This is a genomic window from Streptomyces sp. Qhu_M48 (assembly GCF_051305195.1).
Lineage (GTDB): Bacteria > Actinomycetota > Actinomycetes > Streptomycetales > Streptomycetaceae > Streptomyces.
This window is the reverse complement of sequence record NZ_CP195432.1, coordinates 7,721,135-7,735,773: the sequence shown is the minus strand read 5'-3', so window position 1 is coordinate 7,735,773 and position 14,639 is coordinate 7,721,135. Positions and strand designations below refer to the sequence as shown.

Sequence of the window (14,639 nt, the reverse complement as noted above, 5' to 3'; positions counted from 1 at the left end):
GATCGCATGACCCCCAAGCTGGTGGCGGACCTCGAACCGCCCTACTACACCGCTGTGTTCACCTCCGTCCGCCCGGACGCGCCCGAGGGCTACGCCGAGACGGCCACCGACATGCAGGAGCGCGTCGCCGAGATCCCCGGCTTCCTCGGATACGAGGCCGCCCGCACCCCCGGTGGCATCGGCATCACCGTCGCCTACTTCCGCGATCTGGAGTCCCTCGACGCCTGGCGGCTCGACACCGCGCACCAGGCGGCCAAGGCACACGGGCGGAAGCACTGGTACGACAGCTACAGCGTCCACATCGGCAAGGTCGAGCGGAGTTACAGCTTTGAGCGTGCGTAGCGAGAGCGGCGCCGGCGGCGAGGGTGACGACATCCGGGCCCTCGTCACGCGGCTCGGGATTCCCGGTCTGGTCGACGTGCACACCCACTTCATGCCGCAGAACGTCCTCGACAAGGTCTGGGCCTACTTCGACGCCGTCGGTCCGCTGACCGGGGTGGAGTGGCCCATCACCTACCGCGAGGAGGAGGAGCGCCGGGTCGCCCTCCTGCGCGGTTTCGGGGTGGTCGCCTTCACCGCGATGCTCTACCCGCACAAGCCCGGCATGGCCGCCTGGCTGAACTCCTGGTCCGCCGATTTCGCCGCCCGTACCCCCGACTGTCTGCACACCGCGACCCTCTTCCCCGAGCCGGGCGTCGAGCGGTACGTCCGCGGGGCGCTCGACGCCGGCGCCCGCGTCTTCAAGGTGCACCTCCAGGTGGGTGGCTTCGACCCGACCGACGCCCGGCTGCACGCCGCCTGGGGGGCTCTCGCCGACCGTGGCACCCCCGTCGTCGTCCACTGCGGCTCCGGGCCCAGCCCGGGGAACTTCACCGGCCCCGGGCCCATGGGGCGGCTGCTCGCCCGCCACCCCCGGCTGCGGGTGATCGTCGCCCACATGGGGATGCCCGAGTACGCGGACTTCCTCGACCTGGCCCAGCGGTACGAGGGCGTCCACCTCGACACCACCATGGCCTTCACCGACTTCGGCGAGCGGCTCGCGCCCTTCCCCGAGGCGGAGCTCAAGCGGCTCGTGGAGCTCGGCGACCGGATCCTTCTCGGCACCGACTTCCCGAACATCCCGTATCCGTACGCGCACCAGCTCCACGCCCTCGAACGCCTCGGGCTCGGGGACGACTGGCTCAGGGGCGTCCTGTACGGGAACGCGACGGCGTTGTTTCACGTGAAACCGCCCCTGGACCGCTGAGCCCCTTCTCCGCCGCTGAGCCCTTTCTCAGGGAATTCACAGGAAAGGGAAAGAGGCCTCTCAGCGGTGGCCGACAGCGTGGGTTCCATGACCGTCACCACACGCCGTCCCGGCACCCACGCCGACATGCTCCGTGCCGACGGCACCGCCGTCCGTGTCCTCGTCGTCGACGACGAGGCCTCGCTCGCCGAGCTGCTCTCCATGGCCCTGCGCTACGAGGGCTGGCAGGTGCGCAGCGCCGGGGACGGGGCCGCCGCCCTGCGCTCCACGCGTGAGTTCCGGCCCGACGTCGTCATCCTCGACATCATGCTGCCCGACGTCGACGGGCTGAGCCTGCTCGGCCGGATCCGGCGTGAGCTGCCCGACGTACCGGTCCTCTTCCTGACGGCGAAGGACGCCGTCGAGGACCGGATCGCCGGGCTCACGGCGGGTGGCGACGACTACGTCACCAAGCCCTTCAGCCTGGAGGAGGTGGTGGCCCGGCTGCGCGGGCTCATCCGCAGGTCGGGGGCGGCGATGGCGCGCAGCGAGTCGCTGCTCGTCGTCGGGGACCTGACCCTCGACGAGGACAGTCACGAGGTCACCCGGGGCGGGGTGTCCATCCACCTCACGGCGACCGAGTTCGAGCTGCTTCGCTATCTGATGCGCAATCCGCGCCGGGTGCTCAGCAAGGCGCAGATCCTCGACCGGGTCTGGTCGTACGACTTCGGCGGACAGGCCAATGTCGTCGAGCTCTACATCTCGTACCTCCGCCGGAAGATCGACGCGGGGCGCGCCCCGATGATCCACACCCGGCGCGGGGCCGGTTACCTCATCAAGCCGGGGGAGTAGCGGCCCGTGCTCCGAGGCGCAGGGCGACGGCCGTGGTCGCTGCGGACCCGTCTCGTCGTCTCGGCGGTCACGCTGATCGCGGTCGTCGCGGCGGTCATCGGCACGGTCACGACGATCGCGTTCCGCTCGTACCTGTACGACCAGGCCGACGGCGAGGTCCGCGCGGTCTCCAACCGGGCCGCGGGCCCGCCGCCCGTCATGGGCGTCGTGCCCGAGCCGGACCGGGGCGGCAAGGACCCGCTCGGGTTCGTCGTGGGCCCCAGCGTCCCGAGGGGCACGCTCGGCGCGGTCCTCACGGACGGTGTGGTCACCACGGCCGGCTACTCGGCGGAGGCCGAGGACAGCGGGGGGTACGGGCAGAGGTTCCGGATCAAGACGCTCGACGGCGCCCAGCGGGCCGCGCTCGCCGCCGTCCCGCGTGACGGGCGGCCGCACACCGTCGACCTGCCCGGCGGCCTCGGCACCTACCGGGTCGCGTACGCGGAGGGCAGCCACGGCACCTTCCTCACCGGCATCCCGCTCACCGAGGTCGAGAACGCCCTCTCCACCCTCGTCCTGGTGGAGCTGAGCGTCACCGGCGCCGGGCTCTTCGCGGCCTCGCTCGCCGGAACCGTGCTCGTCCGGGTGGCCCTGCGACCGCTGCGACGGGTCGCCGTCACCGCGCGGCAGGTCGCCCGGCTGCCGCTGCACAGTGGGGAGGTGGCGCTCCATCAGCGGGTCCCGGAGACGGAGGCCGACCCGAGGACCGAGGTCGGCCAGGTCGGCGCCGCCATCAACCGGATGCTCGACCACGTCCACTCGGCCCTCGACGCGCGCCAGCAGAGCGAGACCCGGGTCCGGCAGTTCGTCGCCGACGCCAGCCACGAACTGCGCACCCCGCTCGCCTCGATCCGGGGGTACGCGGAGCTGACCCGGCGCGGCGGGGAGGAGTGCGGTCCCGACACCCGGCACGCGCTCGGCCGGATCGAGTCCGAGGCGACCCGGATGACGGGCCTGGTGGAGGACCTCCTGCTGCTCGCCCGGCTCGACGCCGGACGCCCCCTCTCGTACGAGAGCACCGACCTGGTCCCCCTCGTCGTGGACGCCGTGAGCGACGCCCGCGCCGCCGGACCCGGCCACCGCTGGAGCCTGGAGCTGCCCGAGGACGGCGGGACGCCCGTACGGGCCGACGGCGCGCGGATCCAGCAGGTACTGGTCAACCTCCTCGGCAACGCCCGTACGCACACCCCGCCCGGGACCGGGATCACCGCCCGGGTCCGGACGGAACCCGACGCGGTGATCGTCGAGATCGAGGACGACGGGCCCGGCATCCCGCCCGCCCTCCTGCCCTCCGTCTTCGAGCGGTTCGCGCGCGGCGACGCCTCCCGCTCCCGCAACGCCGGATCCACCGGCCTCGGGCTCGCCATCGTCCGGGCGGTCGTGCTCGCGCACGGGGGCGGGGTGACCGTCGAAAGCACCCCGGGCCGGACGGTGTTCGCCGTCCGGCTGCCGCACGCCGCCCACTCACAGGCAGGGCACAGGCTCATCACACAGCCGTGACAGCGGCCCCGGCGAGGGTCGTGGGCATGCGAACCCCAACGATCGCGGGGCCCACCTCCGGCGCCCTCCCCGCCCGGGAACACCTGCCGGTGAACATCGCGGGACGGCCCGTCCTGGACGTGGTGATCCCCGTCTACAACGAGGAGAAGGACCTGGAGCCGTGCGTCCGCCGGCTCCACGAGCACCTCGCCCGCACCTTCCCGTACGGCTTCCGGATCACCGTCGCCGACAACGCCTCCACCGACACCACCCCCGACGTCGCCGCGGGACTCGCCGCCGACGTGCCCGAGGTGCGCTCCGTACGGCTGGAGCAGAAGGGGCGCGGCCGGGCGCTGCGGACGGTGTGGTCGGGCTCGGACGCGCCCGTCCTCGCCTACATGGACGTCGACCTGTCCACCGACCTGAACGCCCTGCTCCCGTTGGTCGCGCCGCTCATCTCCGGCCACTCCGACCTGGCGATCGGCTCCCGGCTCGCCCGCTCCTCGCGGGTGGTGCGCGGGCCGAAGCGGGAGTTCATCTCCCGGGCCTACAACCTGATCCTGCGCGGCTCGCTCGCCGCGCGGTTCTCCGACGCGCAGTGCGGGTTCAAGGCGATCCGGCGGGACGTCGCCGAGCGGCTGCTCCCGATGGTGGAGGACACCGGCTGGTTCTTCGACACCGAGCTGCTCGTCCTGGCCGAGCGCGCCGGGCTCCGCATCCACGAGGTACCGGTCGACTGGGTCGACGACCCCGACTCGACCGTGCACATCGTCAGCACCGCCACCGACGACCTGAAGGGCGTCTGGCGGGTGGGGCGGGCCCTCGCGACGGGCTCGTTGCCCCTCGACCGGCTCGCCAGGCCCTTCGGTGACGACCCCCGGGACCGCGAACTCAGCGGCGTACCGGGCGGACTCGCCCGTCAGCTGGTCGGCTTCTGCGTGGTCGGGGTGCTGTCCACGCTCTTCTACCTCGCTCTGTACTCGCTCTTCCGGCTCGGCCTCGGCGCCCAGTTCGCCAACGCCGCCGCGCTCCTCGTCTCCGCCGTCGCCAACACGGCGGCCAACCGGCGCCTCACCTTCGGGGTACGGGGCCGGGACCGGGCCGTCCGCCACCAGGCGCAGGGACTCGTGGTCTTCGCCATCGGCCTGGCCCTGACCAGCGGCTCGCTCACCGCCCTCGGTGCCGCCACCGGCGCCCCGGCGCACTCCACCGAGCTCGCCGTCCTGGTCGTCGCCAACCTCGCCGCGACCGTCCTGCGCTTCCTCCTCTTCCGGCTCTGGGTCTTCCCCGAGCGACCCACCCCAAGGAACGACCGATGACTTCGACTCCGCTGGCGGCCCCCGCGGGCGGGCCCGGCTCCGGCGCGGCACACGCCGCCGTGCCCGGCGCCGGACGGCTCGCCCGCCTCTGGCGCGGACGCGCCGAGGACGCCCCCTGGGTCCGGCCCGCCTTCCTCGGACTGCTCGCCGTGACCGCCGTCCTGTACCTCTGGAACCTGAGCGCCTCCGGCTACGCCAACTCCTTCTACTCCGCCGCCGTCCAGGCGGGCGGCGAGAGCTGGAAGGCCTTCTTCTTCGGCTCGCTCGACGCGGCCAACGCCATCACCGTCGACAAGCCCCCGGCCGCCCTCTGGCCGATGGCCCTCTCCGTCCGCCTCTTCGGCCTCGGCTCCTGGCAGATCCTCGTGCCCGAGGTGCTCATGGGCGTGGCCACCGTCGCCGTGCTCTACGCGGCCGTACGGCGCCGGTTCGGCGCGGGCGCGGGCCTGATCGCGGGCGTGGTCCTGGCGCTCACGCCCGTCGCCGCGCTGATGTTCCGCTTCAACAACCCGGACGCGCTGCTCGCCCTGCTCATGACGGTCGCCGTGTACTGCGTGCTGCGTGCCCTGGAGTCGGACCGGGGCGCGACGAAGTGGCTGGTGTGGGCCGGGGTGGCCTTCGGGTTCGCGTTCCTCGCGAAGACCCTCCAGGCCTTCCTGATCCTGCCGCCGCTCGCCCTCGTCTACGGGGTGTGCGCACCGGGCGGCGTCGGCCGCCGGATCGGCCGACTGGCCCTCGCGGGGCTCGCGATGCTGGTGTCGGCGGGCTGGTGGGTGGCGCTGGTCGAGCTGTGGCCGGCGTCCTCCCGCCCGTACGTCGGAGGCTCGCAGAACAACAGTTTCCTGGAGCTGACCTTCGGCTACAACGGCCTCGGCCGCATCAACGGCGACGAGACCGGCAGCGTCGGCGGAGGAGGCGGTGGCGGTGGTGGCGGTGGTGGCCGGTGGGGCGAGACCGGCATCGGCCGGATGTTCAACGACTCCGTCGGCGGCCAGGTCTCCTGGCTGCTCCCGGCCGCGCTGATCCTGCTCGTCGCGGGGCTCGTCGTCACCTGGCGGGCACCGCGGACGGACACGGCACGCTCCGCGTTCCTGGTGTGGGGCGGTTCGCTGCTGATCACGCTCGCCGTGTTCAGCTTCATGGCCGGCATCTTCCACGAGTACTACACGGTGGCACTGGCCCCCTACCTCGCGGCGCTCGTCGGCATGGGAGCGGCGGTGCTCTGGGAGGAACGGACCCGGTGGATCGCCTCGGCGACCCTCGCGGTGGCGGTGGCTGTGACGGCGTACTGGGGCTGGACGCTCCTCGGACGCACGCCGGAGTGGCTGCCGTGGCTGCGCTGGACGGTCCTGGTCGCGGGTGCGGTCGCCGCGCTCGGGCTGCTGGGCGCGGGCCGGGTGGACCGGCGGCTCGGACTCGGGGTCGCGGGCCTCGGCCTGGCGGCGGGCCTCGCGGGGCCGTTCGCGTACACCCTGGCGACCGTGGACGCCGGACACCGGGGCTCGATCGTGACGGCGGGCCCGGAGGGCGGCGCGATGGGCGGCCGAGGGCCCGGCGGCGGCGGGATGATGAGGATGATCGAGGGCGGGGGAGCGTTCCCCAACGGCCAAGGCGGTCAAGGCGGCCAGATGCCCGGCGCACAGGGAGGCCAGCGCGGCGGCCCCGGCGGTACGGGCGGCCAGATGCCCGGTGGCGCCCAAGGCCAGGGCCAAGGCCAAGCCCAGGGCCAAGGCCAGGCCCAGGCCCAGGGCCAGACGCCTGGCGGCCCCGGCGGCACTCCTCCGCAGGGCATGCCCCGGGGCGAAGGCCCGGGTGGCGGTGGCGGCGGTGGCATGGGCGGGCTGCTCAACGGCGCCAGCGTCAGTACGGAGGCGAAGAGCGCGCTCCTCGCGGACGCCGACGCGTACACCTGGGTCGCGGCCACGGTCGGCGCCCAGAACGCGGCCAGCTACCAGCTCGCCACGGAGAAACCGGTCATGGCGATCGGCGGCTTCAACGGCAGCGACCCGTCCCCGACGCTCGCGCAGTTCAAGCAGTACGTCGCCGAGGGGAAGATCCACTACTTCATCGGCAGCGGCGCGAGCGGCGGTGGTGCGGGCGGTGAGGATGGCGGCGGCCGGATGGGCGGCGGCGGTGGTCCCGGTGGCGATTCGGAGATCTCCACCTGGGTCTCGGAGACCTTCGAGAAGGTCACGGTCGGCAGCGCCACCTTCTACGACCTGACCGAGGAGAAGTAGGCCCGCCCCCGGGCAGACCCGCTCCCGGGCAGGCCCGCTCCCGGGTAGGCCCGCCTCCGGTAGGCCCGCCCCCGGCAGCCCCGCCCCCCGGCACCCGGAAATCGCTATACAGCGTACGAGAGCCCTTGTACGGTGTACGAGACCTAGCCCCGTACACCGTACAAGGAGTCCTGCTCATGACGGCGACGACCGCCGCGACCGAACAGACCGCCCCAGGCGGTCACCCGCAGCGCTGGCTGATCCTCGGCGTCATCTGCCTCGCCCAGCTCACCGTGCTGCTCGACAACACCGTGCTCAGCGTCGCCATCCCCTCGCTGACCTCGGAACTCCACGCGACCACCACCGACATCCAGTGGATGATCAACGCGTACTCGCTCGTCCAGTCCGGCCTGCTGCTCACCGCCGGCAACGCCGCCGACCGCTACGGCCGCAAGAAGCTGCTCGCCGTCGGTCTCGCGCTCTTCGGCCTCGGCTCGCTCGCCGCCGGACTCGCCGACTCCACCACCCAGCTGATCGCCGCCCGCGCGGGCATGGGCGTCGGCGGCGCGCTCCTCATGACCACCACCCTCGCCGTCGTCATGCAGATCTTCGACGACTCGGAGCGGGTCAAGGCCATCGCGCTCTGGTCCACCGTCGCCTCCCTCGGCTTCGCCGGCGGCCCGCTGATCGGCGGCGTGATCCTGAACCACTTCTGGTGGGGAATGATCTTCCTGATCAACATCCCGGTCGCGCTCGTGGGCCTCGTCGCCGTCCTCAAGCTCGTACCGGAGTCCAAGAACCCGCAGGGCGACCGCCCCGACCTGCTCGGCGCGCTGCTCTCCACCATCGGCATGACCGCCGTCGTGTACGCGATCATCAGCGGCCCGGAGCACGGCTGGATCTCCGCCGAGGTGCTGGTCCCGGCCGCGATCGGTGTGCTGGGTCTCGGCGCGTTCGCGCTGTGGGAGCTGCACACCCCGTTCCCGATGCTCGACATGCACTTCTTCCGGAACCAGAAGTTCATCGGTGCCATCGGCGGCTCGATCCTGGTCGTGTTCGGCATGGGCGGCTCGCTCTTCCTGCTCACCCAGCACCTGCAGTTCGTGCTCGGCTACGAGCCGCTCGAGGCGGGTCTGCGGATGGCGCCGCTCGCGCTCACGATCGTCGGCCTCAACCTGACCGGCATCGGCCCGAGGATCGTCATGAAGCTGGGCACCCCGCCCACCGTCGTCCTCGGCATGACCCTGGTGGCCGGCGGCCTCACCTCGATCTCGCTGCTCGGCGGCGGCACCGACGGCAGCTACGCGGGCATGCTGCTCGGCCTGGTCCTGATGGGCGGCGGCATCGCCGTCTCCTCCCCGGCCATGGCCAACGCGATCATGAGCGCCATCCCGCCGGAGAAGGCCGGCGTGGGCGCCGGGATCAACGGCACGCTCGCCGAGTTCGGCAACGGCCTCGGTGTCGCCGTCCTCGGAGCCGTCCTCAACGCCCGCTTCGCCGCGCTCGTCGCCGTCACGGCGACCTCGCTCCCGGCCGCCCTGGCCGCCGCCGACGGCGAGGCCGAGCGGCAGCAGATCTCCGACGCGTTCGCCTCCGGTCTCCAGACCAGCCAGCTGGTCGGCGCGATCGCCGTCTTCGCCGGCGGCCTGGTCGCGGCTGCGCTGCTCAAGCGGGCCGAGCGGACGGAGCAGCGGGACCGGCAGCGGCAGGAGCGGACAGGGGTGGCTGCATAGCATTGGAGCCGTACCGCTGACAGACGGAGGAACGCGATGGTCAAGGCAGCAGACCGGGCCAGGAACCCGGCGCGTTCCAGCGTCTGGCTGGAAGTGAGGGCTCCCCGCAGCGGCGGGGGGCCCTCGGGGCTCGACCGGGACCGGATCGTGGCCGCCGCGATCCGGATGCTCGACGAGGAGGGCCTCGCCAAGCTGTCGATGCGCAAGCTCGCGGCCGAGCTGAACGTCACCGCGATGTCCCTGTACTGGTACGTGGACACCAAGGACGACATCATCGAGTACGGCGTGGACACCGTCTACGGGGAGATCGACCTCGACGCGGTCGACGCCGCCGGCGACTGGCGGGAGCGGATCCGGGTCCTCGCCCTGGACTACCGCCGGATGCTGGTCCGCCACCCGTGGATGTCACCGAGCGCCGGGCAGTACCTGAACATCGGCCCGCACGCGATCGCCGTGGGCCGCAAGATCCAGGAGGCGATCGCGGACACCGGCCTGCCGATGGACCGTCTGCCCAGCGCGATGTCGGCGATCTTCCAGTTCGTGTACGGCTACGGGACGATCGAGTCGCAGTTCGAGCGCCGTGCGGCGGAGGCCGGCATGTCGCAGGACGACTTCTACGGGGAGTCGATGAAGGCCTTCCGCAACGACCCGGCGTTCGTGGAGGCCCTCGAACCGATGGCGGAGATCCTCGACGAGCGGGCCTCGCACGGCAGCGTCAGCGAGATCTGGGACCGCGACTTCGCCTACGCCCTGGACGTCCTGGTCGCCGGCATCGACGCCATGGTGGCCCGGGAGTCCGGCCCCGGCCCCGGCCCGGTCGCCCCTCCCGGAGAAGGCTCCGGCGCCAGTCCCGATGAAAGCTCCGGAGCCGCTCCCGGAACATGACGGAGCGGCGGGCCGTCCCCTGCCCGCCGCTCCGTACCGCGCCCGGCCGCGCCTCCGCTCGAAGCGCGGCCGGGAGTCATGTGGTCAGCTCGCCTCGGAGTCCGAGGCCTTCGCCGATCCCTTCGTCGATCCCTTCGCCGGGCCGGAGTTGCTCTTCAGGGCTACTTCCTTGATGAACAGGGTCACCACGAAGGCCAGCAGTGCGAACGGCGCCGAGTAGAGGAAGACGTCCGCGACACCGTGGCCGTACGCGTCCTCCATGACCGTGCGGATCGGGGCCGGCAGCTTGTCCATGTCGGGGATGCCACCGCCCGAGCCGCCCTGGCCCAGGGCGCCCGCGGCCTTCGGACCGAGCTCGGTCAGCCCCTCCTTGACGTAGTCCGTGACCCGGTGGGCCATGACCGCGCCGAGCGCGGAGACACCGATCGCACCGCCCAGGGAGCGGAAGAAGGTGACGACGGAGGAGGCGGAGCCGAGGTCGGCCGGGGCCACCTGGTTCTGGGTGCAGAGCACCAGGTTCTGCATCATCATGCCGAGGCCCAGGCCGAGGACCGCCATGAAGATCGCGATGTGCCAGTACGTCGTGTCGTAGCGGATCGTGCCGAGTAGACCGAGCCCGCCCGCGGCGAAGGCGCCGCCGCTGACCAGCCACGCCTTCCACCTGCCGGTCTTGGTGATGACCAGGCCGGAGACGGTGGAGGAGACGAACAGACCCACGATCATCGGGATGGTGAGGACGCCGGACATCGTCGGCGACTCGTTCCGCGCCAGCTGGAAATACTGGCTGAAGAAGACCGTGCCGGCGAACATCGCGACACCCACGAAGAGCGAGGCGAGCGAGGCGAGGGTGATCGTGCGGTTGCGGAAGAGGCGGAGCGGGATGATCGGCTCGCTCGCCTTCGACTCGACGAGGACGAAGATCCCGCCGAGGGCGATCGCGCCCAGCACCATCACGGCCGTCTGCCAGGACACCCAGTCGTACTTGTCGCCCGCGAAGGTGACCCAGATGAGGAGCAGGGAGACGGCGGCGCTGATGAAGACGGCACCGGCCCAGTCGACCTTGACCTGACGCTTCACGACGGGGAGCTTGAGGGTCTTCTGCAGGACGACGAGCGCGATGAACGCGAACGGCACACCCACGTAGAAGCACCAGCGCCAGCCGAGCCAGTCGGTGTCGGTGATGACGCCGCCGAGCAGCGGACCGCCGACGGTGGCGACGGCGAAGGTCGCGCCCAGGTAGCCGCTGTACCGGCCGCGTTCACGCGGGGCGATCATCGCGGCCAGGATGATCTGGGAGAGGGCGGTCAGACCGCCGACGCCGATGCCCTGGACGACACGGCAGGCGATGAGCATGCCGGTGCTCTGCGAGAGACCGGCGACGACCGAGCCCGCCACGTAGATGAGCAGGGCTATCTGGACCAGCAGCTTCTTGGAGAAGAGGTCCGCGAGCTTGCCCCAGAGGGGGGTGGTCGCGGTCATCGAAAGGAGCGCGGCGGTGACCACCCAGGTGTAGGCGGACTGGCCGCCGCCCAGGTCGGTGATGATCTGGGGCAGGGCGTTGGAGACGATCGTCGAGGACAGGATGGCGACGAACATGCCGAGCAGCAGCCCGGACAGCGCCTCCATGATCTGCCGGTGCGTCATCGGGGCGCCGCCGGAGGCGAGGTCCCCCTCCTGGGCGCTCCCGCCGCGCACACCGGCCTCTGGTGTGGTGGTAGCCATCAACTTCCTTCGTTCTCAAGCGTGGTGGGCCCGGCAGTCCCCGAAGGAATCGCGGAGTCGGGCGAGCAGGGTGGTGAGCAGTTCGACGTCGTCGTCGGACCACTCCACGAGCGTGCGGGCGAGCATGTCGGTCAGCCGTCGGTCGAGGACGGCGAGCATGTCTCCGCCCGCCCCGGTCAGGTGCAGGATGCGTGAGCGCCTGTCGGCAGGGTCGGGCAGTCGCTCGACCCATCCGCGGTCCACGGTGTGGGCCACGTGACGGCTGCTGACCGACATGTCGACGGCCATCAGTTCGGACACCCGGCCCATCCGCATGTCGCCGTGGTGGTGGAGCAGGGCGAGGACGATGGCGGAGCCGCTGGGGCAGTCGGCGGGCAGGGTCCGCGCGAGTCCGCGCTTCACCGCTCCGATGGCACCCACCTGGCGGGCGAGGTTCTCGTATCGCTTGCCTCTGTCCATCGGGCACCCCACTGATGTTGTTGCTTAGGGCAACCATAGAGATGGATGGTTGCTCCAGGCAAACTAAATCGGTCAAACGGCGCTAAAGAATCGGCAAAGGCGGGTCGGGGGCGCCGAGCCCCGCCCCGGAGCCCGCCCCGGATCCGGACCGGGGAGCCGGGCTTGGGCCCCTCACCCCGACTTCGCTAGGGTCCTGGCCCATGGCACACAACCCCCAAGCACCGTACGGCCAGGGCCAGAACCCTCAGGGTCAGGGCCCCGAGGGTTACGACCCCGCCGGCAACACGCAGATGTTCCGCGCCTTCGTCGACGAGGGCACCCCGCAGCGGCAGCAGCCGCAGGCCGTGGCCGCCTCGGGCGGACCGAAGGTCGGCCTGATCGTGGGAGTGGTGGCGGTGATCGTCGTCCTGGCGGCCGTCGCCTGGCTGGCCCTCGGCTGACCGTCTCCACACCCTCCGCACGCCCCGGGTGGGCCGGATCCGCACCACGCGGACCCGGCCCACCCCTGTGCGTGGGGTCGGCCCCGACGGCCCGGCCGCACCGCGGTGGGAACCCGGCCCGCGTACGCCTCTCCACGGCGGCGGCCGACCCCGCCACGGGGCCCGCCTCCGGGAGCTCTCGGAAACGCCTCACCGAGGTGCGGTACCCGTAACCGCCGGACAGCCCGTCCCTCACTGCCAGCTGGCGGAGACCTTCCGGGTGTCGATCCGCATGCCCAGCGGCACCCGCCAGGAGTCCACGCACACGGTGTACGTCTCCGTACGCGCCGCCCCGGCGGCGATCGGCGCGGGCAGCGGCTGGGTGGAGGTGAGCGTCGCCCAGTCGACGCCCAGGGCGCCGATGACGTGCGTGGCGAAGGTGACGGTGCCCGTACGGGCCGCCGTGCCGCCGCTGTTCCGGAAGGTGATGGTCACCCGCTCGCACCAGCGCCGGTCCCCGTCCGCGAGGACGGGCGCGGAGACGCTGAGCACGGCGGGCCCGGGCGTCGGTGTGGGGGCGGGGGTGGTGGGCCCGGGCGCCGGTGTGCCGGTGCCGGGCCTCGGCGGGGGCGCGGAAGGGGGCCGGGGAGGAGCGGTGCTGCCACCGGGACGCGGAGGCGTACCACCGGAGCCGCCGCCCGAGCTGCCACCGGCGCCACCGCCGGAGCCGCCACCTGGCACGCCCCCCGAGCCGGAGCCGCCCGGCGCCGTCGTCGGAGCCGTACCCGAGCCCGTACCGGATTCGGTGCCCGTCCCCGAACTCGACCCCGTGCCCGTCCCCGAGCTCGACCCCGTGCCCGTATCCGTACGTGCGGGGTCGGCGGCGCCGGACGACGCGGCTGGGGGAAGGTCCGGGTCCGATGGGGGTGACGAGGTGCTGGAGGCGGTCTCGTCGGTGCTGGGGTCGTCCAGGGGGACCAGGGTGACCGCTCCCGAGGGGGTGCCCGCTCCCGAGGGAGCGGGGCCGGCGCCCACCGCCGCGTACCCCTCGCCGTCTCCTCCGCCGCCACAGGCGGTCAGCGCTCCACCGAGGCAGAGCGCCACCACCACGAGTCCGGGCTTCCTTCGCCTCATGGTCGCCAGTCTGTCTGACGAACCGTCACCTAGGGAGTCCTTCGGCGAAGTCAGTCCGCGATGAGGCCCTCACGGAGCTGGGCGAGGGTGCGGGTGAGCAGCCGCGAGACGTGCATCTGGGAGATGCCGACCTCCTCGCCGATCTGTGACTGGGTCATGTTGGCGAAGAAGCGCAGCATGATGATCTGGCGCTCCCGGGGCGGCAGTTTGGCCAGCAGCGGCTTGAGGGACTCGCGGTACTCGACGCCTTCGAGCGCCGTGTCCTCGTAGCCGAGGCGGTCGGCGAGCGAGCCCTCGCCGCCGTCGTCCTCGGGCGAGGGCGAGTCGAGCGACGAGGCCGTGTAGGCGTTTCCGACGGCGAGGCCGTCGACGACGTCCTCCTCCGAGACTCCGAGCACGGCGGCGAGTTCCGGGACGGTGGGGGAGCGGTCCAGCTTCTGGGCGAGCTCGTCGCTGGCCTTGGTGAGGGCGAGGCGCAGCTCCTGGAGCCGGCGCGGCACGCGCACCGACCACGACGTGTCGCGGAAGAAGCGCTTGATCTCGCCGACGACGGTCGGCATGGCGAACGTCGGGAACTCCACGCCCCGTTCGCAGTCGAAGCGGTCGATCGCCTTGATCAGACCGATGGTGCCGACCTGGACGATGTCCTCCATCGGTTCGTTGCGGGAGCGGAAGCGGGCCGCCGCGTAGCGCACGAGGGGGAGGTTGAGCTCGATGAGGGTGTCGCGGACGTAGGTCCGCTCCGGGCTGTCCGCGGCGACACCCTCGGTGTCGAGTGCGCGCAGCCGCAGGAAGAGGGAGCGCGAGAGGGTGCGGGTGTCGAGGGCTCCCGACGTGACGACCAGGGGCGGAGGCGTGGCCTCCGCGCTCTCGGTCGCGGTCGGCGCCGTCGTCTGCGTGGGCACGGGAACGGGCGTGAGCGTGAGCACCTTCGAGCTGCCCAGTTCTGTGGACATGCCACCCCCTTGAGGTCGCGGACGGTCGCGGTGGCCGCGACCATCTGAGGAACGCAGCCACCACCTGAATACCGGCGGCGGGGCTGCGGCAAACTCGGTTCCAGCAGAATGTCACATGTCGGCAACACGCTGTAGTGACTTGTCGACAAGACGAGGGTGCATATCCGCAGGAAACAAGGGGTGTACGGCATTTGGGGTGCC

13 protein-coding genes are annotated in these 14,639 nt (G+C 72.0%); 9 read left to right on the top strand and 4 right to left on the bottom strand.

All coding sequences use genetic code 11. The features are described from left to right. The first annotated feature begins 6 nt into the window (after positions 1-6). The 8 genes from ACRRSS_RS34895 to ACRRSS_RS34860 all read left to right on the top strand — a co-directional run bounded on the left by ACRRSS_RS34895 (position 7) and on the right by ACRRSS_RS34860 (position 9,748). Positions 7-342, top strand: a complete 336-nt coding sequence (locus tag ACRRSS_RS34895; protein WP_435974963.1) for an antibiotic biosynthesis monooxygenase family protein — start codon at positions 7-9, stop codon at positions 340-342. Next, complete coding sequence (locus ACRRSS_RS34890; protein ID WP_435974962.1) at positions 335-1,246, top strand: amidohydrolase family protein; 912 nt, start codon at positions 335-337, stop codon at positions 1,244-1,246. Before ACRRSS_RS34895 ends, ACRRSS_RS34890 begins: the two co-directional genes overlap by 8 nt. An 87-nt stretch (positions 1,247-1,333) precedes the next feature. Further along, on the top strand, positions 1,334-2,077 hold the full coding sequence (locus ACRRSS_RS34885) for a response regulator transcription factor (protein WP_435974961.1): 744 nt from the start codon (positions 1,334-1,336) through the stop codon (positions 2,075-2,077). A 6-nt stretch (positions 2,078-2,083) separates the two neighbouring features. Next, on the top strand, positions 2,084-3,616 hold the full coding sequence (locus ACRRSS_RS34880; RefSeq protein WP_435974960.1) for a sensor histidine kinase: 1,533 nt from the start codon (positions 2,084-2,086) through the stop codon (positions 3,614-3,616). Between the two features lie 26 nt (positions 3,617-3,642). Continuing rightward, positions 3,643-4,914, top strand: a complete 1,272-nt coding sequence (locus tag ACRRSS_RS34875) for a glycosyltransferase (RefSeq protein WP_435974959.1) — start codon at positions 3,643-3,645, stop codon at positions 4,912-4,914. Continuing rightward, positions 4,911-7,151: an ArnT family glycosyltransferase gene (locus ACRRSS_RS34870; RefSeq protein ID WP_435974958.1), complete on the top strand. Its 2,241-nt coding sequence runs from the start codon at positions 4,911-4,913 to the stop codon at positions 7,149-7,151. The genes ACRRSS_RS34875 and ACRRSS_RS34870 overlap by 4 nt, the downstream gene beginning before the upstream one ends. Before the next feature lie 176 nt (positions 7,152-7,327). After that, entirely contained in the window at positions 7,328-8,863 is a 1,536-nt protein-coding gene (locus ACRRSS_RS34865; RefSeq protein ID WP_435974957.1) for an MFS transporter, read from the top strand. A 36-nt stretch (positions 8,864-8,899) separates the two neighbouring features. Further along, positions 8,900-9,748, top strand: a complete 849-nt coding sequence (locus ACRRSS_RS34860; protein ID WP_435974956.1) for a TetR/AcrR family transcriptional regulator — start codon at positions 8,900-8,902, stop codon at positions 9,746-9,748. Between the two features lie 84 nt (positions 9,749-9,832). On the opposite strand, the gene ACRRSS_RS34855 is transcribed toward ACRRSS_RS34860, so the two are convergent. Continuing rightward, positions 9,833-11,470 (bottom strand): MDR family MFS transporter, encoded by a 1,638-nt coding sequence (locus ACRRSS_RS34855; protein WP_435974955.1) that lies wholly within the window; start codon positions 11,468-11,470, stop codon positions 9,833-9,835. Between the two features lie 15 nt (positions 11,471-11,485). Beyond that, positions 11,486-11,929 (bottom strand): MarR family winged helix-turn-helix transcriptional regulator, encoded by a 444-nt coding sequence (locus ACRRSS_RS34850; RefSeq protein ID WP_435974954.1) that lies wholly within the window; start codon positions 11,927-11,929, stop codon positions 11,486-11,488. Between the two features lie 200 nt (positions 11,930-12,129). On the opposite strand from ACRRSS_RS34850, the gene ACRRSS_RS34845 reads away from it, so the two are divergent. Beyond that, on the top strand, positions 12,130-12,369 hold the full coding sequence (locus tag ACRRSS_RS34845; protein ID WP_435974953.1) for a hypothetical protein: 240 nt from the start codon (positions 12,130-12,132) through the stop codon (positions 12,367-12,369). Between the two features lie 231 nt (positions 12,370-12,600). Here the strand turns inward: ACRRSS_RS34845 and ACRRSS_RS34840 are convergent, their stop codons facing one another. Beyond that, a complete protein-coding gene (locus tag ACRRSS_RS34840; protein ID WP_435974952.1) occupies positions 12,601-13,482 on the bottom strand; it encodes a hypothetical protein in 882 nt (293 codons plus the stop codon). A gap of 50 nt (positions 13,483-13,532) precedes the next feature. Further along, positions 13,533-14,438 carry an RNA polymerase sigma factor SigF gene (locus ACRRSS_RS34835; RefSeq protein WP_435974951.1) on the bottom strand — a complete coding sequence of 302 codons (906 nt, stop codon included), beginning with the start codon at positions 14,436-14,438 and terminating at the stop codon, positions 13,533-13,535. Positions 14,439-14,639 lie beyond the last annotated feature (201 nt).